Origin of the sequence: Sungkyunkwania multivorans (assembly GCF_042675645.1) — a bacterium.
GTDB classification, from domain to species: Bacteria; Bacteroidota; Bacteroidia; order Flavobacteriales; family Flavobacteriaceae; genus Sungkyunkwania; species Sungkyunkwania multivorans.
On the sequence record NZ_JBHTJH010000010.1, the window covers coordinates 124,742 to 146,759 of the forward strand.

21 protein-coding genes are annotated in these 22,018 nt (G+C 42.0%); 10 read left to right on the forward strand and 11 right to left on the reverse strand.

The features are described from left to right. Positions 1-2: 2 nt before the first annotated feature. The 5 genes from ACFQ1M_RS10725 to map are packed head-to-tail and all read left to right on the forward strand — an operon-like array spanning position 3 to position 4,933. Positions 3-1,358 (forward strand): HlyD family secretion protein, encoded by a 1,356-nt coding sequence (locus ACFQ1M_RS10725; protein ID WP_386408029.1) that lies wholly within the window; start codon positions 3-5, stop codon positions 1,356-1,358. Beyond that, positions 1,358-2,752 carry a TolC family protein gene (locus ACFQ1M_RS10730; protein ID WP_386408031.1) on the forward strand — a complete coding sequence of 465 codons (1,395 nt, stop codon included), beginning with the start codon at positions 1,358-1,360 and terminating at the stop codon, positions 2,750-2,752. Before ACFQ1M_RS10725 ends, ACFQ1M_RS10730 begins: the two co-directional genes overlap by 1 nt. Continuing rightward, positions 2,753-3,652: a YitT family protein gene (locus tag ACFQ1M_RS10735; protein WP_386408033.1), complete on the forward strand. Its 900-nt coding sequence runs from the start codon at positions 2,753-2,755 to the stop codon at positions 3,650-3,652. Positions 3,653-3,694: 42 nt separating this feature from the next. Further along, entirely contained in the window at positions 3,695-4,108 is a 414-nt protein-coding gene (locus ACFQ1M_RS10740) for a BT0820 family HAD-type phosphatase (RefSeq protein ID WP_386408035.1), read from the forward strand. A 3-nt stretch (positions 4,109-4,111) separates the two neighbouring features. Then, on the forward strand, positions 4,112-4,933 hold the full coding sequence (map, locus tag ACFQ1M_RS10745) for a type I methionyl aminopeptidase (protein WP_386408037.1): 822 nt from the start codon (positions 4,112-4,114) through the stop codon (positions 4,931-4,933). Between the two features lie 14 nt (positions 4,934-4,947). Here the strand turns inward: map and ACFQ1M_RS10750 are convergent, their stop codons facing one another. The 8 genes from ACFQ1M_RS10750 to ACFQ1M_RS10785 form a co-directional block, all read right to left on the reverse strand. Next, the gene (locus ACFQ1M_RS10750; RefSeq protein WP_386408039.1) at positions 4,948-5,982 is read right to left on the reverse strand and encodes an FAD:protein FMN transferase; all 1,035 of its coding nucleotides are present in this window, start codon (positions 5,980-5,982) and stop codon (positions 4,948-4,950) included. Further along, the gene (locus ACFQ1M_RS10755) at positions 5,960-6,313 is read right to left on the reverse strand and encodes a Na(+)-translocating NADH-quinone reductase subunit F (protein ID WP_386408041.1); all 354 of its coding nucleotides are present in this window, start codon (positions 6,311-6,313) and stop codon (positions 5,960-5,962) included. The genes ACFQ1M_RS10750 and ACFQ1M_RS10755 overlap by 23 nt, the downstream gene beginning before the upstream one ends. 295 nt (positions 6,314-6,608) lie before the next feature. After that, complete coding sequence (gene nqrF / locus ACFQ1M_RS10760; protein ID WP_386408043.1) at positions 6,609-7,901, reverse strand: NADH:ubiquinone reductase (Na(+)-transporting) subunit F; 1,293 nt, start codon at positions 7,899-7,901, stop codon at positions 6,609-6,611. A gap of 1 nt (position 7,902) precedes the next feature. After that, on the reverse strand, positions 7,903-8,622 hold the full coding sequence (gene nqrE, locus ACFQ1M_RS10765; protein WP_386408045.1) for an NADH:ubiquinone reductase (Na(+)-transporting) subunit E: 720 nt from the start codon (positions 8,620-8,622) through the stop codon (positions 7,903-7,905). Between the two features lie 77 nt (positions 8,623-8,699). Beyond that, positions 8,700-9,395, reverse strand: a complete 696-nt coding sequence (locus tag ACFQ1M_RS10770; protein WP_386408046.1) for an NADH:ubiquinone reductase (Na(+)-transporting) subunit D — start codon at positions 9,393-9,395, stop codon at positions 8,700-8,702. Positions 9,396-9,401: 6 nt separating this feature from the next. Next, positions 9,402-10,205 (reverse strand): Na(+)-translocating NADH-quinone reductase subunit C, encoded by an 804-nt coding sequence (locus ACFQ1M_RS10775; RefSeq protein ID WP_386408048.1) that lies wholly within the window; start codon positions 10,203-10,205, stop codon positions 9,402-9,404. A gap of 2 nt (positions 10,206-10,207) precedes the next feature. Continuing rightward, positions 10,208-11,434 carry an NADH:ubiquinone reductase (Na(+)-transporting) subunit B gene (locus tag ACFQ1M_RS10780; RefSeq protein ID WP_386408050.1) on the reverse strand — a complete coding sequence of 409 codons (1,227 nt, stop codon included), beginning with the start codon at positions 11,432-11,434 and terminating at the stop codon, positions 10,208-10,210. A 3-nt stretch (positions 11,435-11,437) separates the two neighbouring features. Beyond that, positions 11,438-12,790 (reverse strand): Na(+)-translocating NADH-quinone reductase subunit A, encoded by a 1,353-nt coding sequence (locus ACFQ1M_RS10785; protein WP_386408052.1) that lies wholly within the window; start codon positions 12,788-12,790, stop codon positions 11,438-11,440. A gap of 198 nt (positions 12,791-12,988) precedes the next feature. Between ACFQ1M_RS10785 and ACFQ1M_RS10790 the strand changes: the two genes are divergently transcribed. Both ACFQ1M_RS10790 and apaG read left to right on the forward strand, forming a co-directional pair. Then, positions 12,989-14,236, forward strand: a complete 1,248-nt coding sequence (locus ACFQ1M_RS10790) for a type IX secretion system plug protein (RefSeq protein ID WP_386408054.1) — start codon at positions 12,989-12,991, stop codon at positions 14,234-14,236. A 158-nt stretch (positions 14,237-14,394) separates the two neighbouring features. Beyond that, positions 14,395-14,781 (forward strand): Co2+/Mg2+ efflux protein ApaG, encoded by a 387-nt coding sequence (gene apaG, locus ACFQ1M_RS10795; RefSeq protein WP_386408056.1) that lies wholly within the window; start codon positions 14,395-14,397, stop codon positions 14,779-14,781. On the opposite strand, the gene ACFQ1M_RS10800 is transcribed toward apaG, so the two are convergent. Together ACFQ1M_RS10800 and ACFQ1M_RS10805 are read right to left on the reverse strand one after the other, a co-directional pair. Next, positions 14,750-15,748 (reverse strand): DUF6695 family protein, encoded by a 999-nt coding sequence (locus ACFQ1M_RS10800; RefSeq protein ID WP_449343014.1) that lies wholly within the window; start codon positions 15,746-15,748, stop codon positions 14,750-14,752. The two genes, apaG and ACFQ1M_RS10800, sit on opposite strands and share 32 nt — an antisense overlap. 23 nt (positions 15,749-15,771) lie before the next feature. Continuing rightward, on the reverse strand, positions 15,772-16,488 hold the full coding sequence (locus ACFQ1M_RS10805; protein ID WP_386408060.1) for an NRDE family protein: 717 nt from the start codon (positions 16,486-16,488) through the stop codon (positions 15,772-15,774). A gap of 151 nt (positions 16,489-16,639) precedes the next feature. Between ACFQ1M_RS10805 and pruA the strand changes: the two genes are divergently transcribed. The 3 genes from pruA to ACFQ1M_RS10820 all read left to right on the forward strand — a co-directional run bounded on the left by pruA (position 16,640) and on the right by ACFQ1M_RS10820 (position 21,249). Next, positions 16,640-18,268, forward strand: a complete 1,629-nt coding sequence (gene pruA, locus ACFQ1M_RS10810) for an L-glutamate gamma-semialdehyde dehydrogenase (protein WP_386408062.1) — start codon at positions 16,640-16,642, stop codon at positions 18,266-18,268. A gap of 150 nt (positions 18,269-18,418) precedes the next feature. Beyond that, positions 18,419-20,857: a T9SS type A sorting domain-containing protein gene (locus tag ACFQ1M_RS10815; RefSeq protein WP_386408064.1), complete on the forward strand. Its 2,439-nt coding sequence runs from the start codon at positions 18,419-18,421 to the stop codon at positions 20,855-20,857. 176 nt (positions 20,858-21,033) lie between these two features. Continuing rightward, positions 21,034-21,249, forward strand: a complete 216-nt coding sequence (locus ACFQ1M_RS10820; RefSeq protein WP_386408066.1) for a hypothetical protein — start codon at positions 21,034-21,036, stop codon at positions 21,247-21,249. 5 nt (positions 21,250-21,254) lie between these two features. Here the strand turns inward: ACFQ1M_RS10820 and rsmG are convergent, their stop codons facing one another. Beyond that, complete coding sequence (rsmG, locus tag ACFQ1M_RS10825; RefSeq protein ID WP_386408327.1) at positions 21,255-21,896, reverse strand: 16S rRNA (guanine(527)-N(7))-methyltransferase RsmG; 642 nt, start codon at positions 21,894-21,896, stop codon at positions 21,255-21,257. Positions 21,897-22,018 lie beyond the last annotated feature (122 nt).

Here is a 22,018-nt window from a genome sequence, read left to right on the forward strand (position 1 = left end):
AAATGCTAAATATTTCTCCAAATAAACTCAATAAAAAAATTGACCTTTCTAACTATAAGGCTATTACAAAGGTCTACAATAAAAAGCATTACAAACACTTCAATCGTTTTCTCAAGGTGTTTGGGGTAACCGCCTTTGTTTCGCTTTTTTTACCATGGACTCAAAATATCACTGGTAGAGGTTATTTAACAACACTGACTCCCGAACAGCGTCCGCAGACCATTCAATCTCCGATTCCTGGTAAAATAGAAGAGTGGTATGTGAGAGAAGGCGATTCTGTTGCGAAAGGAGATACCATTTTGCGTATTTCGGAGGTAAAGAATGAATATTTTGACCCTGATCTATTGTCAAGAACCAATCAGCAGATCGTAGCAAAATCCTCAGCCGTTACATCGTATAAAGAAAAAGTAAAAGCGCTGAACAATCAGGTACAGGCATTGGCAAATGAGCGGCAGCTTAAGATCCAACAAGCCAAAAACAAGCTATTACAGTCGAAGCTTAAGGTTCAAAGCGACTCCATCGACCTAGAGGCTGCCAAAACGAACATTAAGATCGCACAGCGTCAGTTCGACCGAACCACTCAATTGGAGAGCGAAGGACTGAAAGCTGTTACCGATGTGGAAGAAAAACGTCTTAAATTACAGGAAACGCAAGCTAAGCTCATCTCGCAAGAGAATAAACTATTGGCCTCTAAGAATGAGGTTATCAATGCCCAAGTCGAACTAAGCAGGATCCATAATGAATATGCAAATAAGATCTCTAAAGCACAGAGCGACAAATTCACAGCACAATCGAATCAGTTCGATACTGAAGCACAAGTGACAAAACTTGAAAACGATTACACCAATTATAGTATTCGTACGGGCATGTACTATATTAGAGCACCACAGAGCGGTTATCTAAATAAGGCTATCAAAGCTGGTGTTGGTGAAACCTTTAAAGAGGGTGAGCAACTTATCAATATCATGCCTTCAAATTATGATATGGCCGTTGAGACCTTTATAGAGCCCATAGATCTCCCATTGATAAATATTGGTGAATCGGTCCGTTTGCGATTCGATGGGTGGCCAGCCATCATCTTTAGTGGTTGGCCCAATGCAAGCACTGGAACTTATGGTGGAAAAGTAGTGGCCGTTGAGACCTTTATCAGCGATAATGGTAGGTATAGGGTCCTCGTTTCCCCAGACCCCGAAGAGGAGCCTTGGCCTGACGCTTTGCGTATAGGCACTGGCGTCAATACCTTTGCTTTACTCAACGACGTACCGATATGGTACGAGCTATGGCGAAAGCTTAATGGTTTCCCTCCTGATTTTTATAACCCCGATAATGCCTCTACCACTAAAACCGCAAAGAAATAATGAGAACGGCCGTTGTAATCATTTTGTTTCTTATTTCAAGATCAGGGTTGGCACAAGACAATAATGTGCTTAGCTTTAATGAGTATTTGGGCTATGTAAAGAAGTACCATCCTATTGCCAAGCAGGCCGAATTGACCATAGGCTTGGGGCAGGCCAATCTTATGAAGGCCAGAGGAGCGTTCGACCCGAAAATTGAAGCAGATTATGATAAGAAAAACTTTAAAGGGTCTGAATACTATGATAAGTTGAATGCCACTTTTAAAGTGCCTACCTGGTTCGGTCTGGAATTCAAAGCCGGTTTCGAACAAAACGAAGGTGTATTTCTCAATCCCGAAGCCAATGTTCCAACTGACGGACTATATAACGCGGGAATTTCATTGGATGCATTTGGAATTCTTATCAATGACAGAGTTGCGACTCTGAAAAAGGCAAAACTTTTTAGAGAACAGACCAAAGCGGATAGAGACATTCTTGTCAATGAGATATTGTTTGAAGCCTCCAATGCCTATTTGACATGGCTAAGGACCTACAACGAGACCAAGATCTATGAATCGTTTTTGTCCAACGCCGAAACCAGATTTCAAGGTATAAAAAGCAGTGTCCTTGCGGGCGACAAGGCCTCTATAGATAGCGTAGAGGCAAAGATCGTGGTACAGGACAGAGCCTTGAATTTAGAGCAGGCTAAAGTGAGATATATGAAGGCATCTTTAGAGCTGTCCAATTTCTTATGGCTAAATGATAACATCCCGGTTGAGCTACAACCAAATGTAGTTCCCAATACGATGATCGTCGATGAGATCGATGAAACGCTAAGTATTGAAGGAGCCGTTTTCGAACAATTTGAAATCGAAGACCACCCAAAGATCCGATCCTTGAATTTTAAGTTGCAGCGTCTGGAGGTAGAAAGGAGATTAAAGGTCAGAAATCTATTGCCAAAGCTGGATGTCGAATATAACTTTTTGACCGAATCTGCCGATAGGCTCAACACTTTCCAAACAGAAAACTATAAAGGAGGTATAACGTTTAGATTTCCGCTCTTTCTCAGAAAGGAAAGAGGAGATCTCAAATTGGCCAAATTCAAGATCCGTGATACCGATTTTGAAATACTTTCTACCGAGCTGGCCATTAAGAACAAAACATCTGCAATTTATCAAGAGATCAGCTCCCTTGAAAGGCAAAATACATTGATCGTCGACATGGTGTCCAATTATGAAACGATGCTTCGCGCAGAGGAGCGCAAATTCAGCTTTGGTGAGAGCTCCCTTTTTCTGATCAATTCGCGCGAACTTAAACTCATTGATATGAAACTTAAACAAGTGGGCACCATGAACAAATACTTCATGGCCAAAGTGGCGCTCTTCAATAGTCTTGCTATCAATCCTGAAAATCTGTAGATGGAGAAAACATTAGATCAGAACCAACGACGTATTACCAAGTTGACCAGATTGAATCTGGCAAAGGACATTTTCTTGATTGTCTGCGGAATTTTCGCTGCAGCATTTGGCTTAGAAAGCTTCTTACTTCCAAACCTTTTCATCGATGGTGGGGTCACCGGAATCTCATTACTTATCGCAGAGTCTAGCGGTTGGCCGCTTTGGTTGTTGATAATCGTAGTGAACTTTCCTTTCATGCTACTTGGCTATCGCGTTATCGGAAAACAGTTTGCCATAAAGGCCACACTGGCCATTTTTGGATTGGCCTTGGTCCTGGCATTCATTGATTTCCCAGAGCTAACAAATGATAAGCTCTTGGTCGCAGTCTTTGGAGGATTCTTTTTGGGTGCGGGAATAGGGCTCTCTATTCGTGGAGGTGGTGTTCTGGATGGAACTGAGGTGCTGGCAATATTTCTAAGTCGGAAATTGAAACTGAAGATCGGCGACATCATCATCATTATCAACGTTATAATTTTTGGAGCGGCGGCCTACCTCTTATCGATAGAACAAGCACTCTATTCGATGTTGACCTACCTTGCAGCCTCAAAGACACTCGATTTTGTTGTTGATGGTATCGAAGAATATACCGGGGTGACCATCATTTCAGAATTTCATGAAGACATCCGTTCTTTGATCATCGATAAGATGGGCAGAGGCCTTACGATCTACAATGGCCAAGGCGGCTACGGTAAAAAAGGTGAGCAAAGGGATATTCAGGTGCTATTTACTGTGATCACCCGTTTAGAGATCCGAAAATTGACCACGGAGATCGCCAAATTGGACCCCAAGGCCTTTGTGGTGATGAATAGTATTTTTGATACCCAAGGAGGGATGATAAAAAAACGTTTTCTGAAGACATGATGCGAACGATTACATCTCAAAAAATATAGCTACTTTTACGCCATGCAACATGAATCCTTGATTATTGCCGTAGATTTTGACGGCACTATTGTGGAAGATGCCTATCCTTCGATCGGAGAAGCCAAGCTATTTGCCTTTGAGACTTTAAAGCGATTACAGGATGACGGTCATCGTCTTATTTTATGGACCTATCGCGCAGGAAAAAAATTGGACGAGGCGGTTGATTTTTGCAAAAAGAATGGGGTTGAGTTTTATGCCATCAACTGCAGCTATGAAGGCGAAATTATGGAAGGGCAAAGCCGTAAGATCAATGCAGATATCTTTATCGATGACCGGAATTATGGTGGGTTTCCAGGTTGGGGACAGATATACCAAGGGTTGACAAAAGAGTCAGCTCCCAAAATGAGCTCGGATGAAAAAAAGAAAAAGGGGATCTTTTCATTCTTAAAGAAATAAGTGATGATACACATTAAGACCAAAGAGGAAATAGAATTGATGCGCCACAGCGCATTGATCGTATCCAAAACCTTGGGAATGCTGGCCAAAGAAGTTAGGCCTGGTGTAACTACCCTTCAATTAGACGCTCTTGCAGAAACCTTTATCCGCGATCATGGAGCAGAACCAGCTTTCCTTGGGCTCTATGATTTTCCAAATAGCCTTTGCATGAGCCCCAATGCGCAAGTTGTCCACGGCATCCCCAATGATAAGCCGCTTCAAGAGGGTGATATCATCTCTATTGATTGTGGTGCCTATAAAAACGGCTTTTATGGCGATCATGCCTATACTTTCGAAGTTGGTGAGGTGACCTCAGAAGTTAAAAAGTTACTTCAGGTTACAAAAGAATCTTTATACATTGGGATCAGCGAGTTCCGAATTGGCAAGAGAGTTGGAGATGTCGGTTACGCCATACAGCAGTACACCGAGAGTCATGGCTATGGTGTTGTTAGGGAATTGGTAGGACATGGTCTGGGCAGAAAAATGCATGAAGATCCGGAAATGCCCAACTATGGAAAGCGCGGTCGTGGCAAGAAGTTTGTAGAAGGAATGGTAGTCGCCATCGAACCGATGATCAATATGGGAACACACCGCATTAAACAACTAAGAGACGGATGGACCATCCTAACAGCGGATGGAAAGCCAAGTGCTCATTTCGAACATAATGTTGCCATAGTCGATGGAAAACCAGAACTGCTATCTACATTTGCTTACATCTATGAAGCCTTGGGCATCACTAGCGATGAAGAGGTCGCATTTAGACGTGAGGCGCTTGTGTTGGAATAAGGGTTGCTTCTAGTCTAGTCCAATAACTTTTCTTGAAAGCCATCAGTAATGTGATACTGAAGGATATCCTCGTCATCAAGATACATGATCAGCGCATCTAGATCTTTTGAAGCCGACAGCAAGGATTTCGTCTTTTCGAATGGCATCGCCATAAAAGCGGTGGCATAGGCATCTGCTTCCATACATGTTTTTGCAAGGACAGACACGCTCAAGACATTTGACTTGGCGGAATAACCCGTTTTAGGGTTGATGGTATGCACGTAGCGTTCGCCCGTTTGCGGATCCACACGAAATTTTCTATAATTTCCGGATGTCGCCATCGCAGCATCTGAAATTTTGATAGCTTTAAGGATAATACGTTCTTCTGTTACCTGAAATGGGCTGTCTATTCCAACGACCCAAGGCTTCTTGGTAGTAGGTTTAACGCCCTTTGCCAGTACCTCGCCTCCAACCTCGATCAGATAATTTTTAACATTTCGTTTGTCGAGCACCCTGCCTATGAGATCGATGGCATACCCCTTCCCTAAGGCGTTAAAATCGATATACAGGTTAGGATGTTTTTTAACCACAGTGCCATCCATATTGAGACGAACTTTGTCCAAACCGGTGAATTCTAAGATGCTATCTATTTTTTGCTTTGAAAGTTGTTTTAACGGCTTTTCCGGGCCAAAACCCCATGCATTTACCAATGCGCCTACTGTAGGATCGAAAATTCCGTCGGTCTCAGCCCATATCTTTTTGCTGGAAAGAAAAACTTCTCGGAAGATCTCATCTACCACCACCGTGGTGTCGCCTTTATTTATTTTGCTAATATCTGATGTAGGGATGTATGTGGATAGCGACCTGTTGAGAATTTGAAAAACACTATCGATCTGTTGTTGATAGTCAGTGTCGTCACTGTCCACTTCATATTGGACATTATAGCTAGTTCCAATGGCATAACCTTGGTTTTGTTTTATTGTGATCTGGTTGGTCTTCTCTTTACAGGCGAAAATAACCACACAGGCCAGCAAGAAACCAAAAAAATCAAACGATCTCTTTAAGTCCATTATAATCAATAATATAAGGTTCGCCATTAACTAAAGGCCTTGTCTTGTCATTGGCATTCACTAGGCCGACGCCCGCATAATACATTTTAGCTTCAAATTTTTCTGCGTGCTCTTTCATTGTTTGCATAAAGACAACGTCATAATCATTTGGGTCGTTAGGATGTAAAATAGCTCGTACTAGAACGAAATGAAGCTTCTTTTCCCTAAGGCAAACAAATTGAGGGTTCTTTTTCAATTTACTATTTACGGAAAGAAACTCAAACCCTTCTTTCTCCAATTCTTTCCCAACCAAGTTCATGGCCAAATAATGTATTTCCCGTTCACTGAGCATAAATCATCTACACATTTGATAACGCGTAAAGATACAATTTGAAATATATGGTCACCAATTTAGAAAAACAAATCTGCTATTCTTTGTGAAAAGTATCGAAATACCTTTTGCTTGAAGACCGATTCTTCTAATTATCGATCAATAGCATCGTAAAGCTATAGGTCACCCGATCAATTTGAAAACAAAATAGACAAAGTGTAAAAATTAAAGATTAAAAAACCTCATGTTGTTGTCAAAATTCACAGCATAAAAAAACCGATGCCTCGCATCGGTTTCTTCATTATAACTATTTGGGTTATCCTCCAAAATCATCAAATCTGATGTTCTCGTCAGGAATACCAAAGTCTTCACCCATTCGTTGCACGGCTTTGTTCATCAAAGGAGGGCCACAAAAATAGAGTTCGATATCTTCTGGAGCTTCGTGCTTACTCAAATAATGATCTATCACACATTGGTGCACAAACCCAACAAACCCATCTCCTTCCGCATCGAGGTCCTCTTTCACTTTCCAATTATCTTCGGGAAGCGGTTCTGAGAGTGCCAAGTAGAAACTGAAATTAGGAAAATCTTTCTCCAATTGATAGAAGTGATCTAGATAGAACAACTCTCTTTTTGAACGACCCCCATACCAGTATGTTACTTTTCTGCCTGTTTTCAAGGTTTTAAAAAGATGATACAAATGGCTTCGCATTGGGGCCATCCCTGCACCACCTCCTACATAGAGCATTTCCGCATCGGATTCATTGATGAAGAACTCACCATAAGGACCTGATATGGTCACCTTATCTCCCGGTTTTCTAGAAAAGATGTAGGATGAGGCGATGCCTGGATTTACATCCATCCAACCATTTTTTGAACGATCCCACGGTGGGGTTGCGATACGCACATTAAGCATGATCTCCCTTCCTTCTGCGGGATAAGAAGCCATAGAGTAGGCACGCTCTACCGTTTCGGTATTCTTCATCACCAACGGCCAAAGCCCGAATTTATCCCACTCGACCTGAAATTTATCTGGGGTCTCGTGCTCCTCAGGATGCGCGGTGATATCCATATCAGAATATTTGATCTCGCAAGGTGGGATTTCAATTTGAATATACCCTCCTGCCTTATAATTCATATCTTCTGGGATCTCTACCACAAATTCTTTGATGAACGATGCCACGTTGTAATTACGGACAACGGTCGCCTCCCATTTTTTGATACCAAATACCTCTTCTGGAATGGTGATATCCATGTCTTGCTTGACCTTAACTTGGCAAGCTAGACGCGCACCATGTTGTAATTCCTTTCGCGTAAAGTGAGGTGTCTCTGTAGGCAAAGCCTCTCCTCCTCCTTCAAGTACATGACATTCGCATTGGATACAGGTTCCACCACCACCACATGCAGATGGTAAGAAAATCTTTTGTCCTCCTAAGGTCGCCAATAATGAGCTCCCAGAAGGAACTTCTATTTCCTTTTCACCATTGATGGTAATTTTTACCGGTCCTGAAGGTGACAATTTTTGTTTTACAAACAATAAAAGACCCACTAACGCTAAAGTGATCAGTAGGAAAGCTACTATCGTTGCTATGATTGGTCCTAATTCCATATTACTCGTTTATTTCTTTCGTATTTTCCACTAATGCATTCTCCTCCGCTGGAACAACTTGCTCTGTCTGTGCGGTCTCTTTCTCTTTTTTTGGGGCATCATCACCTCCGGTCAACATTCCACCAAAGGACATAAATCCAATAGCCATAAGACCTGTGATGATAAAGGTGATCCCTAATCCACGCAGTGGAGCAGGAACATTGGAATAGCGAATCTTTTCACGGATAGCGGCAATGGCCAAAATGGCCAAGAACCATCCGATTCCCGAACTCACTCCGTAATTCAATGCTAGCCCGAAGCTTGCAATTTCTCTGGATTGCATAAATAGCGACCCTCCAAGAATAGCGCAGTTCACTGCTATCAATGGAAGAAAGATCCCAAGTGAATTATAAAGTGCAGGCGAGAACTTCTCCACGACGATCTCTACCAACTGTACCATGGTCGCAATGGTAGCGATAAACATGATGAATGATAGGAAGCTAAGATCATAACTCGCATATTCTGCTCCCAACCAAGCTAAGGCACCTTCTTTCAGAATATATTGGTCTAACAGCCAGTTTAATGGTACGGTGATGGCCATTACAAAAATTACAGCAGCACCAAGACCAACCGCCGTTGAAACTTTCTTAGAGACCGCCAGATATGAGCACATTCCTAAGAAGGTGGCAAATACCATATTGTCTATAAAGATCGATTTGAAAAATAATTCTATATGTTCCATATTTTCTTTAAGTTTTCAGTTTGCTGTAGCAGTTAACAGTTAGTACTGCCTACTGCGACTGCATACTGTTGACTAATTTAATTCTCTTCGATTAATGCTCTATTTCTACTACGCTGCACCCAAATGATGATTCCAACAGTGATCAAGGCCATTGGAGACAACAACATAAAACCATTGTTTTCATACCCAATCGCATAAAGTCCTGTTTTTGCAATAGGATCACCGAGGACATTGATTCCTAATAAGGTACCTGAACCTAAAAGCTCTCTGAACACACCAACGATGATGAGGATAACTCCATATCCCAAAGCATTCCCAATACCATCGAGGAATGATTTCCAAGGTCCGTTTCCTAATGCGAATGCTTCAAAACGTCCCATAATGATACAGTTGGTAATGATCAACCCGACAAAAACCGAAAGTGTTTTACTCAGTTCGTAGGCGAAGGCCTTCAGCACTTGATCTACAATGATCACTAGGGTTGCCACGACGACCAACTGCACGATGATCCGAATCTTTGAAGGAATAATGTTTCGCATCAGCGAGATCACCACGTTACCGACGCCCATTACGAACAGTACCGAGATGGTCATTACGATAGATGCCTTCAATTCAGCAGTAATTGCCAATGCCGAACAAATTCCCAATACTTGAATGGTGATCGGGTTATTATCTGTTAATGGATCGGTAACTAATTTTCTATTTTTCTTCGAAAAAAGCGGCTCGCTAGGTGCGACAACTTTTACTTCTTCTTGTTCTGCTACTTCTGCCATTTAAATTTATTTTAAGTTTTCAAAGTAAGATAGGTACATGGAAAGATCTTTTTTGATCATCGCAGTTACACCATCTCCTGTTATAGTTGCACCTGCTAAGGCATCTACCTCATTGTCATCTTTTATCTTATTCAAAGGATCAGCATTACCTTTGGCTACTGTAATACCATTAAAGGCATTGCCTGCATAAAGCGCCTCCCCTTTAAAGTCATCCATAAAGAAACGTGCCTTGATGTTTGCTCCAAGACCCGGTGTTTCTCCCTTGTGGTCAAAAAACACTCCTTGAACGACCATGTCCTTATCCAAAGCTGCATACCCCCAAATGGCATCCCAGAGTCCTTTACCACGCATCGGTACCACGTACAAGGTCTTACCGTCCTTTTCACCAACGAATAACGGCAGTTTTCTAGAATAGGAAGGGTCTTTTGCCTTATCGGCCTCTTTCTTTATATCTATCAAGTAAATGTCCTTTAATCCTTTGAGGCCATCTTCTTCACTGTTCTTAACGATCTCGTCCCCTTCTACCGCATGAACGACCTCCCCATTTACAATTACCAATTGCTTCGTGATGTACTTTGCAAATACTTCTGCAACTTCTTCTGTAGGAACAAAGTTGATCGCCCCTTTATCATCCCCATTATCATTGACGCCCATAGCATACAGGATATTCTGTTGCTTTTCTAGACGCTCATTTTCCTTGATCATGGGTTTGAGCCCACCAGCCATCGAAGCCAAAATGGCTCCCACAACAACCACCATTGCGATGGCGAATATTACGGTATATGAATTTTTATCTGTATTCAAAGCCATGATTATGCCGTTTTTAGTTTTAAACGCTTCATTCTTTTCTTGACGTTAGCTTGTATCACATAGTGATCGATGGTTGGCGCGAACACATTCATCAACAAGATGGCCAAAAAGACACCTTCTGGATATGCCGGGTTGAAAACCCTGATCAATATGGAAATAAATCCAATCAAGAATCCATAGATCCATTTTCCCTTATTGGTCTGCGAGGCGGTTACGGGATCGGTAGCCATGTACACGGCTCCGAAAAGGATACTGCCTATTATGAGGTGCTGCCAGAAAGGCACGCCCATCAAGCCATAGAACTTACTGCTCTCGGTTATCCAACCTGCATCAACAACTCCGTTGAATATAAGTCCCATCGTCAAGGCACCGACGAGTACACTGAAGATGATCCTCCAACTTCCAACTTTGGTGAATATCAAAAATAGTGCACCAAAAATGATCAGCAGTTTAGAGGTCTCCCCCACCGAACCCGGGATGAACCCAAGGAACATGTCCATGTAATCGAAGTCTATAGTTTTGTTTTGAGCGTACGCGCCTAAGATGGTTTCGCCTGATATGGCATCTAATTCGGCACCGTTAGCGATCATTCTATCGCGTTCTACTGCACCGTGTACCCATACCTTGTCTCCACTCATCCAAGTTGGATAAGCAAAGAATAAAAAGGCTCTGATGGTCAACGCAATATTCAAGATGTTCATTCCAGTTCCACCAAAAACCTCTTTTCCGATGACAACCCCAAAGGCAACTGCTACCGCTAGCATCCACAATGGGATGTCGATAGGAACGATCAATGGCACTAACATCCCTGTTACCAAATAGCCCTCTTCTACTTCGTGCTTTTTGATGACAGCGAACATAAATTCGATGGCCAATCCGACACCATAGGAAACCGCTACCAGCGGCAATACTTTCCACAAGCCGATGACCAAGTTATCGAAGCTCCAAAAAACCGAGCTGAAGAAGCCATTGGAGGCTTTTTCGATTTCGCCTAATGCCAAATAGTGCTGATATCCAGCATTGAACATCCCAAAGATCAAACAGGGAACCATCGCCAATATGACGATATTCATAGTTCGCTTCAGGTCGTCCGCCGCTCTGACGTGCGCACCGGAATGCGTTGTTTCATTTGGTAAGTACAAAAACGTATGAATAGCATTAAACGCTGGCGCCCATTTGCTGCCGCTGTACTTTTCCTTTAGATTATGTAGTTTACTTTTTAAGCCCATGGATTATCCTATTTCTTTTAACATTAAGTCCAAACCGTCTCTGATGATCTGCTGATGAGGTTGCTTTGATACACAGATAAACTCTGTTAACGCAAAATCTTCTGGTGCCACTTCATACATCCCGAGCTGTTCCATTTCGTCCAAGTCCTCCACTAAGCACGCTTTAAGGATCTGTAATGGATAAATATCTAAGGGAAATACTTCCTCGTAACTTCCTGTGACCACGAAACCTCGATGTTCCCCATTAGTGTTGGTGTCGAGGTCATATTTTTTATTGGGAAACAGCCACGAGAATGTGAGGGCTCTAGAGGTCGATATTTTATCAAAAACAGGTTTATTCCAACCGAAGAATTCATAATCATTTCCTTCTGGGATCACTGTCACTGTATTATCATAATATCCTAAATAGCCATCAGGATTTACTTTGTCTCCTGTTAGCACATTGCCACTGATCACACGAATATTCTTTTCTTTCACTCCCGCATCGTACAAAAAGGTAGAAACCTCTGCTCCGATCTTGGTAGAATAATATTTTGGAGATTTTACAGACGACCCGGCCAGAGCGACCGTGCGCTCAGCGTTGAATTTCCCTGTAAGGAGCAGCTCGCCAATTACGATTAAGTCATGTGGTGTCAATGTCCATACCACCTCGCCCTTATTTACCGGGTCGATCTTGTTGATGAGTGTTCCAACATTGCCCGCCGGGTGCGGCCCAGAAACACTATACAACGAGACTCCCGTTAAAGCTGCAAGTGGAGAATCTTTCTTTTTAGGAATTGACACATGGATACCACCTTGGGTGAGTTTCACCAATGCATCGATTGCCGCTTGCATCTCTTTTTCCTTTCCCCCCAAGACGTATTCATAGTTCGCTGCCAAAGGTGCAGTCGCATAACCAGAAACGAATATCGCTTTGGGTGACTTATTAGGGTCGGCGATCACGTCGTACGGACGTTGTTTAATAAAAGGCCAGAGACCTGCTTTTAGCAAATGTTGTTTGACCTCATCCGCATCAGCCTTAGAAGTATCAAAACTACCATGATCAAGATATTCTTGCTCTTTGTCGGCTAAGATCTTCAGCGTAAGGATTCTTCGTCGCTCTCCTCGTTCTATCTCCACCAACTCTCCACTTACGGGAGATACAAATTTCATGGATTCGTTAGCCTTGTTAAAGAAGAGTGGTTCCCCAGCTTTTACCTCTGCGCCCACTTTGACCAGCATCTTAGGAGTGACGCCGTGAAAGTTAGAAAGCTTGATGCCGTATACATTGCTTGGGACAGCTTTTGAAGTCACTTTCTCTGCCTCACCAACCAAGTTAACATTTAAGCCTTTCTTAATTCTAATGTCGCTTGACATATATAATAGACTTTTGATTAACAAAAAATTCGTGCAAATTTACTAATTAAAGTACGTTTGTAAAAGGTGTTTCAACGATGAAAAATTATTAATAATCATTCTAAATAAGGTTTCGAACCCTTATTTTCCATAGTTTTGAGATCACACAATAAAAAAGGCATACATTTTGTTTAGTGTTTGTCACTTATATCAACCGAAATGCGAAAAAACGTTCAACATTTTCTGTTTTTCTTCCTCGTAAGCTTCATCTTATTTGCACAAGTTCAGCATGAGGTAAATCCTCCTGAATATATTAAAAGCATTGTTTTTAAAGGTCCGCTAGAAGGAGATCAATTTCCAATTATCAAGCTTGGAGAGCCTGTCACGCTGAATTTTGACGACCTTACTGCGACCGAACCAGATTACTATTACACCCTTACACATTGCAATTACGATTGGACCCCATCCAACCTTGTGAAGCAACAATACCTAAGAGGTGTGGACAATGTAAGAATATTGAACTACCAAAATTCGTTCAACACCCTACAGCCGTACTCCAATTTTCGTTTACAAATACCAAATAACCAAACTGGCATCTTGCTTTCCGGCAACTATATATTAAAAGTTTTTGACAATCAACAGGAGCTGATGTTCTCCCGCCGATTTGTCGTTTATGAAGATTTAGCCACTGTAGGTGTATCTATTGCCAGACCAAGAGACCTAAGTGTCTTTAACGAGAAGCAATCTGTGCAATTCATAATCAATGCTGGTGATCTTCAATTGCGAAATCCAAATCAAGAGGTAAAGGTCGCCGTGCTCAAGAATTATCATTGGGACTCGGCCATCACGGACCTGAAACCTCAATTTGTCTTAGGCAATCAATTGACATATCGGTACGATAAGGCCTCAAGTTTTTGGGCAGGTAACGAATTTTTCAATTTTGAGAACAAGGACATAAGAGGCGCTACAGTAAACATAGCTAGCGTGAAGATCGACGCGATATATCACAACTACCTGTACACCAACGAAAGCAGAAAAGATGAACCATATACCTATTTTCCAGATATCAATGGCGATTTTTTGATCACGGTTCTTAATAGAGACCCGTTTATCGAAGCTGACTATGCGTTTATCTATTTCTCCTTAGATTACCCAAAAGTCCCGAATTCCAAGAGTGTTCATATCTATGGGAAATTCAATAATTATGCTGTTGACGATAGTACGAGAATGGAATATGATGATGAAACAGGACTTTATCACGCTAAACTCCTATTAAAACAAGGATTCTATAATTATAAATATGTTGTTGTAGACAAGAAGGGTACCATTGACGAGAATGCGATCTGCGGAAATTTTTTACCTACAGAGAATAACTATCTTGTTCTGGTTTATTTCAGAAAGTTTGGTGCACTATATGATACACTCATTGGAATTGGCAGTGGAAACTCCTCGACACTAACCAATTAACGATCTTTTTGAGTGGTAAAACGATTTTTTCCACTCTTAAGGCGCAGTTGGTCGAATTTTGTGCAGTAGCTGTGGTTAAATTCGTATTTTTGAACTAGCTGCAACCAATAACGGCAGCTGCGAAGCAGTATAAACCAAAGTTTCTCACGCATCCGAAGATGATCCAACAGGTTACAAAAGGCATAAAGATCTCTGTAGAGACCAGTTTTGAAGGCACTTTCTTCAAAAACTATAAGCTCCATTATGCTTTTGGCTACCAGATCACCATTGAAAACCAGAGCAAGGATTCGGTGCAACTAACTGCGCGCCATTGGAAAGTATTCGACGCATTGAATAATACGGAAGTCGTCGATGGTGAAGGCGTCATCGGTAAAAAACCCGTCCTAAGACCTGGAGAATCTCACACCTACAATTCGGGTTGTTTGCTTACATCACCCATCGGTGCCATGTGCGGTTACTATGACATGGTAAATTTTACCACTACCCGAAATTTTCAAGTATACATTCCGGTCTTTAGGCTAAACGCACCCTTCGCTTTAAACTAGCCATCTTGCTTGTATTTTCTTCAATTTTATCAAATCGGTAAACTTTATTATTTTGCTCGATATGACAATATTGACAGTTGCTATCATACACAAATTGATGAGAGGCATGAATATTAAATGAGTTGTCATCCACCTTAAAACAACCTTCAAAATCCTGTATCCTCTCCTCGTCATAACGCTTGATACTAAAAATTCCATGGTCTTCTTCAAGCAATTCTACTGAAAAATAGGCGCTGCTTCCGATTCCCGATAGGAAATGTAATTTGGGCCTTTTATCTGCTGTCCATATCGGTCTAATTTGTACCCGCCTGTTTGGTCTTCTATGAAAATAATTGGTTATGTTCTCTTTGAATGCACTTCCATTGTAATATTCTATTTGCCCATTTTGAACCATAAATATCTGCCCCGTGGCCGCCTTTTCAACATTACCGACGGTACTGGGAGTAAAGCGCTTATTTCTTTTCAAGGCCGATATAATTCTCGAATTGTCTGTAGCCTGTAGAATCGTGTCGGTCACAAAACGTGAACAATTGCTCCCGTCCTTAAATGCAGAATATCGAACACTTCCACGACCTTGCAATTCCAAGATGAACTTCTCTGCCTTTTCATGGTCGATGAATTCGCAAACGGAAGCTATCAAACGGCCATCGCCATGTGTCTTTTTAGGATTGGCCTCCAGCCAAAGTAAAAATTGCTCAAGGTTGGAAAGCCGATGGGACCTGTCGATGGTCGCGGAAAATGGTAATTGAAGCTCTATATCGGTCACGGCACTTCGGACTCTGCCCTTCCCATTTGGGGTGATATATCGACCAAAGTCATAATATTTGGCAAGACCCGTAGCATTTTCGATAAGGACCAGCGCAGCATGACCCGCTTTAAGATACTGTCTAGTTCCAATACCAACATAAGGCAATATCTTACATATCCAATCATCCGAGATCCTTACATAGGTATCTGGATACGCCAAGATGATTATTTTGCCTGTATATCTCAAACGTTCTCCAATTCAAAGGTCTTTGATGTGATAGCATTCGTCCTAACATCTTCAAATGTCATCTGCACAGCCCGATCTTTCTTCTCTACTTGAGTGATACTCGTCGTCTTCACAAAGCCTCTATCCAAAACCACATCCGTATTCTTGTCCCCTATCCCTGCCTCATGATGAAAGCGCCATATATTCTCTGCACTGAGGATATTCTTAAATTTGAACGCTTCGAACCACTGCTTCCGCATAACCTTCATTTCATCCGTATAGAGCGTGGAAGAACTCCATATTCGAGGCGACAAAGGTAATCGCGACAGATGGCGATGATTCGCATCCCAAACCAATTCTGATAGCGTCAATTCTTTATTCCAATCTAGAACGATCAACGTAAAAGGCTCGATCCCTGAAAGGTCAAGATCTTCTAGATGACGCTCAATATCGTTTGAGGTCAACGCCGACTTCACCACTTCTCCTCGGCTCATGCGGTAAGGGAGTTTTCTTTTGTGATCTTTATTAGCACCATTGAGCAAGCAGACCATTCGATTTAATTCTGTAATGCCTATCCAACTTCCACCAGAGAGTTCATCCTTAGGGAAAAGCACCTCCACATCCTCGATCTTATAAAAGTCGGGCGGCAGACTGGTGCGCATGGGTGATTCATCTCTATTTGAGGTTAAGATAAAGTCGTTCTTCTTGGTTGGAATAAATGTTACTGTACACATGGCGTTGTAAGTCTGCAAATAAGGCTTCAACTTACAAAATAATCATAAATGCCACTGCTCTTTTTATGAAATCCTTAAAAAAAAGCCTTTCAAAATCATTACCTTTGAGGCTCTTTAAACAAATCACTAAAATTCTAATAAAATCATCATCATGGGAAAAGGGTTTTTTCAAGTCCCAATTGCGGTAAACGAAGTTGTAAAGTCGTATGCCCCGGGGTCCACTGAAAGAGAAGAAGTTCTAAAACAATACGAGCACTACTTTAATGGCAACGAGGACGTGCCAATGTACATCAATGGGGAAGAGATTCGTACAGGAAATACCCGTAGCATGTCACCACCGCATGATCACCAACACAAAGTTGGACACTACCATATTGGCGATAAAAGTCATGCCGAAAAAGCGATCTCGACTGCCTTAGATGCCAGAAAAAAATGGGCCGAATTGACATGGGAACAGCGCGCAGCTATATTTTTGAGAGCGGCAGAATTGCTTGCAGGCCCATACCGTGCAAAGATCAATGCTGCCACCATGATCGCTCAATCAAAGACCATCCACCAAGCCGAAATTGATGCAGCTTGTGAATTGATCGATTTTTTACGTTTCAATGTGGAATATATGTCACAGATCTACAACGAGCAACCCGATTCTGCCGAAGGGATATGGAATCGTGTGGAGTATCGTCCGTTGGAGGGATTCGTCTATGCCATCACCCCATTTAACTTCACAGCCATCGCCGGAAATTTACCAGCGAGTGCAGCCATGATGGGAAATGTAGTTGTTTGGAAGCCAAGTGACAGTCAAGTTTTTTCAGCTAAAGTCATCATGGATGTATTTAAAGAAGCTGGGCTACCAGACGGTGTTATCAATATGATCTATGGCGACCCGGTGATGATCACCGATACTGTACTTGCAAGTCCAGATTTTGCTGGGATTCACTTCACAGGCTCTACCGACGTCTTTAAGGGAATTTGGAAGAAGATCGGTGAAAATATCCATCGTTATAAAACCTATCCTCGTATCGTTGGTGAAACTGGAGGTAAAGATTTTATCATTGCCCATCCAAGCGCCAATACAAAACAAGTGGCCACCGCCATAACAAGAGGAGCCTTTGAATTTCAAGGCCAGAAATGTAGTGCTGCATCTCGGGTATACTTACCAAAATCATTGGCCAACGATATTTTGAGTTTTGTGAAAGAAGATATCAAATCCTTCAACAAGCCTGGATCCCCTGCCGATATGAGCAACTTTATCACTGCGGTGATTCACGAAGGATCTTTTGATAAACTAGCCAGTTACATCGACAAGGCCAAGGCGGACAAGGACGCAGAGATCTTTGCAGGAGGAGGGTACGATAAATCTAAGGGCTACTTTATCGAACCGACCGTGATCTTGACGACCAATCCTCAATATGAGACCATGGAAACCGAGCTATTTGGTCCTGTGGTCACTGTATATATATATGAAGATGCCAAATGGTCCGAAACCTTGAAATTGGTCGATGAAACCTCGGAATATGCCTTGACGGGTGCTGTTATTTCCACCGACCGATATGCCATTGACGAAGCTACAAAGGCTTTAGAAAATGCCGCCGGCAACTTTTACATCAATGATAAGCCTACAGGAGCCGTGGTGGGTCAACAACCATTTGGAGGCGCCAGAGCTTCAGGAACCAACGACAAGGCTGGTTCTGCACAAAATCTGTTACGTTGGGTGTCCCCGCGATTGATAAAAGAAACCTTTGTATCTCCATCTGACTATAGATATCCTTTTTTGGGTTAGCGCCCTTATAAATTTTATAAAAAGGCTACCGAATCGGCAGCCTTTTTTTTTGCATTTTGTCTCCAAAAATTGCCATTGACCGATAAGCTATGCATAGAAACAACCTTAAAACTGTATATTTGAGTATAAACCAACCTATATCAATCCATCATGAAACAACATTACCTCCTATTTTTCCTGATCGGAATTTTTTCTGTCACTACCACTGCACAAGTCAGTTATGATCAATTAGATAAGTCTGACCTAGAAACGACTATTTTATTGAAGAATGTGGCTCCATTTTCTGTACTGAAGGCGGACCATGATCACTATGGAATGTTCAGCTTTCAACAATCTTATAAAGAACTTTCGATCGCCGATTCGCAAAATAGATTTGAACAATTGGAAGCTATAGTGTCAGCGTCAAGGTTAAACACCAACAACGAAACAGTGATGATCGCCGGGCTTCATTCGGCCTTCGAAACTATAAGCAATGAAGCTTTCTCAGAGAATCGTGTCATTATTGATGAAGCTGGAAATGCGATAAGAACGAGCGAAGAACCGATTTTTGAGAAACACCAAAAAACGATCATCGTTCCTTTAACGGTGAACAAACGAGGGCTACAAACTAGTTTTTATTTTAAAAGCTCCTTTTTCGTCAATACAACAGATAAGCAACTTTCAAGTATCTCAGCCGATTTCGATAATGGTCAAGGTTTTATAGATATTCGTTTTGATACTCCTATCGATGTGCATTATGTATCGAAGGGAAAAAAGGAATTGACCTTCAAATTGCTTTTTGAGAACGGAGAGGAATTTAGTAGTTCTGCAACGCTCAACATCAGTCATTCTAGGCATGATACGATGCAACTTTTTGGCAGAGCGCCACAGGATATCATATCCACAGGGGTAGCCGATCTTTCCGCTTATTCTGGAGCGGTCAATTTCGCCGGCTTGGGAGAATATGAGATCTTTCTAGGAGCAGATGGTGTTTTGGACAAACCCGTGTTGGTCATCGATGGCTATGATCCTGGTGATACGAGAACCGTTGCCGACGTCTATGACCTATTTAGTTATACCGATAGTGGCGGAGCCACCCAAAATCTCGCCGATATAGCTAGGAACAATGGGGGCTTTGATCTGGTGATCCTTAATCTCCCTCAGTATTTGAGACTTGCCGATAATTCTTTGCTGAATATCGATAATGTCACTGACACCAACGGTGATATGATCATAGACGAGAATGATTATCCTGCGGGCAGCGTGCTGGTAGATGGAGGCGCAGACTTTATGGAGCGCAATGCGATGATCTTTATCGAACTATTAAATACGATCAACGCACAGAAAGTAGGAACCGAAGAAAACGTGATCATCGGTCCTAGTATGGGCGGACTTATCTCTCGCTATGCGTTGAACTATATGGAGAATATGACCATGGACCATGACTCCCGTTTGTGGTTGTCGTTCGACGCCCCGCATTTAGGTTCTAATTTACCTATCGGTTTTCAACACCTGTTCAATTACCTGGCTTTCGGTTTGGACCTAGGTGGACTTGGGGGTGATCAGAGTATTGTTATCTTGCAGCCGCTGATCGATAGTCTTATAAAATCACCCGCCTCCAGACAATTGTTGGTCGATCATTTGGAAGCTCATTTACTGGCTGGGAGTGATGTAGATTTCGACCCTGCCAAGTTACTGCCCGAACCGCATCCGTATTTCATCACCTTTTTCAATGCTGTCAATGCGCTCACTACTTCTGGTTTTCCAGAGAATACAAGGAATATATCAATGATCAATGGTAGTGGTCTAAGTGCTGCGTTTCAAGACAAGATGGGCGTTGACATAGTTCCGGGTAGAGAGGTGTTAAATACAACGATCGAGGATGTTGGTCCTTCTACCGACGCCACTCTTATCGCAAGATTTACTCCTAGCGCTAGCCAGACGCTAGAGGTCAGCGACTTGTTTATAGATGCGCCTTTCTTGTGCTTCTGTGACCTAAGAGCTGATGCCGATTCAGAATCACCGGCCGCTACCGATGGTGTGGATGCCGCTCCTGGAGGGTTGTTCAATATGACCGCGCTTGCCGACAGTTTTGGAGGTACCGACCCATTGATCACCGCATTTTTCGATGCACTTCAAACAGACTTCTTTTCTTTTATACCAACCACAAGCGGAATGGCACTTACCAATCAACCAGATTGGTATGCAACACCCAACCCAAATAATGGAGATACGGCAAACGAGACCATATTTGATGCCTGGTATATGCCTCCTACAAACGAGGAACATGTATTGGTCACTGAAGATCATGCGAATTTTGCCCTATCGGAAATCGCACCTTCCTTATTAAGTAATGAAACCTTTATTTTGGACGATCTCTTAATTGTTGAAAATAACCCTATCAAAGAGCAATTGGTGATTTTATCCGGCAAGACCTTCGAACAATTGTCTGTTAATATCTATGACGTTATGGGAAAAGAGATTCAAAAAAACACCATAGATGATCCAGCAGTTAGAAATATCATACCATTAAATACCGCATCTGGAATTTATTTACTGAAATTGACCACCGAAGCAGGTAGTACGATGAAGAAAATTGTGGTGAAATAATTCGATCACATCCCTCTCCCAAACATCTACAAGAATATATATGGAGGCCGCTATCAAGGTGTATGATAGCGGTTTTTAAATATGTGAATAATTCCAATGTTAAATTAATGTTACGTGATAATTGCTTTATTGTTAATTAATTGTTACATTAGCGTTATTAAAGACCCCCTCAAATTATGAGAACACTACAGAAAAAAGACATTGCAGACCTCGAATTCCCTTACTTGAGAACGAAAAAAGAACGGGTGAAAGCAAAGATGAGAGCTATTGAAGAGTCCATTGGTCAGAAGAAATCTACAGCCAGGACACACCTATTTCAAAAATTTAGTCATTCGGTAAGACTATATTGTCTTAAATGCAAGAACACCCATCAAAGTTTGTTACGACTCTGATAGGTTCAAGTATTTTTACCAGCCCTTTTTTTAATTGGAAGATGAACCACTTTTTTGGTTTCAAAAAAGGCCTCTTCGAAGTGATGCGACAACGGATAGAGAGTTGCCTTTTCATAGGTGCTAAGTTCCTCTGAGAGGTCTCCTCCTTTGAGATAGAGAACACCGTTCGCCAAGGAGTGTTTTTGATCATTATGTACTTTTCCCTTTATCCATTTTACAAAATCGGGCATCTTGGTCACGGCCCTGCTTATCACAAAGTCGAACGCACCTTGCACATTCTCGGCCCTAAGTTGATGCGCTTCCACATTATCCAAGCCAATGGCTTCGGAGATCGCTTTGACCACCTTGATCTTTTTCCCGATAGAATCGACGAGATAAAATGTTGTCTCCGGAAAAAGAATCGCCAAGGGAATTCCTGGGAATCCGCCTCCTGTTCCGACGTCCAAAATAGCTGCACCTGGTTTAAAGGTGAGCACCTTGGCTATCCCCAATGAGTGTAACACATGCCTGAGATATAATTCATCTAGATCCTTCCTTGAAATTACGTTGATCTTTGCATTCCAATCCTCATAAAGCGCTTGTAACATCCCAAATTGTTGTCGCTGTTTTTCGGTTATTTCCGGGAAGTATTTTTCGATGATCTCCATCTCTTGCCAAATTTTTAACAAAAATAGGCTTTTGATTAAGATTTTTTTCATCTCCTTGATGGGTAGCCACAACTTATTTTTGGTTATTTTTGAAAAAAAGCACGGTAGGTGTACAAAATTAA